This is a genomic window from Collinsella sp. D33t1_170424_A12 (genome assembly GCF_015554865.1).
Taxonomy (GTDB): Bacteria; Actinomycetota; Coriobacteriia; order Coriobacteriales; family Coriobacteriaceae; genus Collinsella.
Window position 1 is genome coordinate 1 of record NZ_JADNJJ010000044.1, and the last position, 2,818, is coordinate 2,818.

The 2,818-nt window shown below is 51.0% G+C and carries 1 protein-coding gene; it reads left to right on the top strand.

Translation table 11 applies throughout. The features are described 5' to 3' along the window. Window positions 1-119: 119 nt before the first annotated feature. Window positions 120-2,818: DEAD/DEAH box helicase family protein (locus I2E26_RS02105; RefSeq protein WP_195419425.1), on the top strand; the 2,699-nt coding region annotated here is incomplete at its 3' end.

The following is a 2,818-nucleotide window of genomic DNA, read 5'->3' on the forward strand; positions in this document are numbered from 1 at the left end:
CAAGAGTTCGCTGCCTTCGTCGCCGAGGTCGACAAATCGAGGTTTAGCTTGCTAAAGGCATATAGGTTTATAATTGTGTTGTTTCGCGTGCTGTTTCCCGAGTATCGAATGAGAACGCCATGAACTTTGGATTTCTAAAGCGTACCGATGGGTATTACAATCTCTTTGCTGATGCCTGCATCGAGGCTGAGAAGATTTACGCGACATCTCCTGCGCTCTGTGCGGTTGGTTGTCGCAAGGCGCTCGAGCTGTCTGTTAAATGGGTTTACGCAATCGATAACTCGATCAGTATGCCGTATCGTGACAATCTTTCTTCGCTCCTTCATGAGCAATCGTTTAGGGAGTGCGTTGATGAGCGGGTTTGGCGTAGGCTCATTGGCGTAAACAAGCTCGGAAATCTCTCCGTTCACACGGAGCGCCGTGTCACCGCCGAGGATGCAGTCCTGTCGCTGAGGTCCCTCTTTGATTTCGTCGACTGGATCGATTATTGCTACGGCCCGGAATATGAGAATCGTCGCTTCGATGAGGCGAAGATCCCAAAGAAGGGCGTTCAGCTCACCCTTCAGCAGGTTAAGGCCATCAAGGCGCGCGAAGAGTTGATTTCTCAAAAGGACGAAGAGGTCAAGCGACTTGAGGCGCAGCTAAAGGCGATGAGTGCCCGCGCTACCGTTGATAAAGCCACCCACATCGAGGCACGCTCGTTTAATCCAGAGGAGATTAGCGAGTATAAAACGCGCAAGCATTACATCGATTGGGACCTTGCCCTTGCCGGCTGGAAGATGGACGAGAACGTGCTTGAAGAGCGCGAAGTCAATGGTATGCCCAAGGGAAAGGACTCTGATTCCGGTATAGGTTATATCGACTACCTGCTTTTGGGGAAAGATAATCGCCCTCTCGCCATTGTCGAGGCAAAGAGAACCATGTACTCTCCGCAGAAGGGCATCCAGCAGGCGCGCTTGTATGCGCGATGCCTGGAAGAAGAATGCGGTTACAAACCTCCGATCTTCCTTACGAATGGCTTCGAGACGTTTTTCCTAGATGACGACGCCGCGCCGATGCGTAAGGTAAGCGGCTTCTTTTCCCAGGATGAGCTGCAGAGGATAATCAATCGTCGAAACGGCACCGTTAAGCCAAGTACGTTACGGGTGAATGAGGCCATTGCTGGTGGTGGCAAACGCTACTACCAGGTGGAGGCCATCGAGCGCGTGTGTGCCAATATCGAATCGGGTCATCGCAAGAGTCTGCTTGTCATGGCCACTGGAACGGGAAAGACACGCGTTTCGGCTGCCTTGACGGACGTCCTCATGCGTTCCGGGCTCGTTAAGAACGTCTTGTTCCTTGCGGACCGCGTGGCGCTTGTTCGTCAGGCCAAAAGCGGCTACCAGGATTATCTGCCCAATGAGACGCTTTGCAATCTTGTATCAAACAAGGACGACCGCAATGCGCGCATTGTGTTTTCCACATATCCGACCATCCTCAATGCGATTGACAAGGAGCGCAATGAGGACGGTGACCTCATGTTCACCCCTGCGCACTTCGACCTCGTTATCGTTGACGAGGCCCATCGCTCCATCTTTAAAAAGTATCGTGCCATCTTTGATTACTTCGATTCCTTCGTGGTTGGTCTTACTGCCACGCCGGCGAATGAAGTCGATCGCAATACGTACGACTTTTTCGAGGTTGAGCGCGGAGTCCCTACCTACGTGTATGAATACAACACCGCCACGGAGGTTGATCATGTTCTCGTGCCATATTTTGGCATCGAGACTCATACGAGCTTCATGGATGACGGCATCACGTATGATGACTTGTCTCAAGACGAACGAGAAATCCTTGAAGAGGATTTCGAGGAGACCGGGCAGGATGTGCCTGAGAAGATTGAGTCACGCGAGATCAATCAATGGGTCTTTAACGAGAAGACGGTTGACAGCGTGCTAGAAACCCTTATGGAGAAGGGCATCAAAGTCGCTGGCGGTCAAACGCTTGGAAAGAGCGTTATCTTTGCGCAGAGCCAAAAGCACGCGCGCTTCATTGTCGAACGTTTCGGAAAGCTGTATCCAAATCTCCCGGGGGATTATATAAAGGCGGTTCTGCATTCCGATGATTACTCGCACACCATTATCGATGATTTCGAGGTCAAACCGTTGCCGGTCATCACCGTTTCGGTTGATATGATGGACACGGGCGTCGACGTACCTGAAATTGTCAATCTCGTCTTTTTCAAAAAGGTGCGCTCGAAGATTAAATTCTGGCAAATGATCGGGCGTGGCACCCGTCTTTGCGAAGGGCTTGAGGTCGTTGATCCGTTGGATGGCCCTTATGAAGACAAGGAGCGCTTCTTCATTTTTGATTGGTGCAAGAACTTCGAGTTCTTCCGGGAGCATCTCAATGTTTCGGAGGGAAAGATCGCCCTGTCTTTGACGGAGCAGGTTTTCCAGCGTCAAGCTGAATTGGCCATGCTCCTTCAAGAGAGCGCATTTTCAACCAGCGATTATCAGGGATGGCGCCAAGAGCTCGTTGAGGCCATGCATAGCCAGGTCGTTGCCTTGAACGATGACTTATTCTCCGTCCGCAGATATCGCCGCGAGGTCGAGAAATACCGTCGTATCGAATCTTTTCAACTGTTGAGCTCGACTTCTTTTGCCGAGCTTAAAATGCCGATCTCGATGCTTGTCGTTAATGATGAAGCGGATATCGATGCCTTAAGGTTCGATACTCTCATGTATGGCTATATGATTGCGGTATGTCAGTCTCAAAATTCCAGTAGATACGAATCCCGCCTGATTGCCATCGCTGCTTGTTTGCAGAAGGCCTCGAG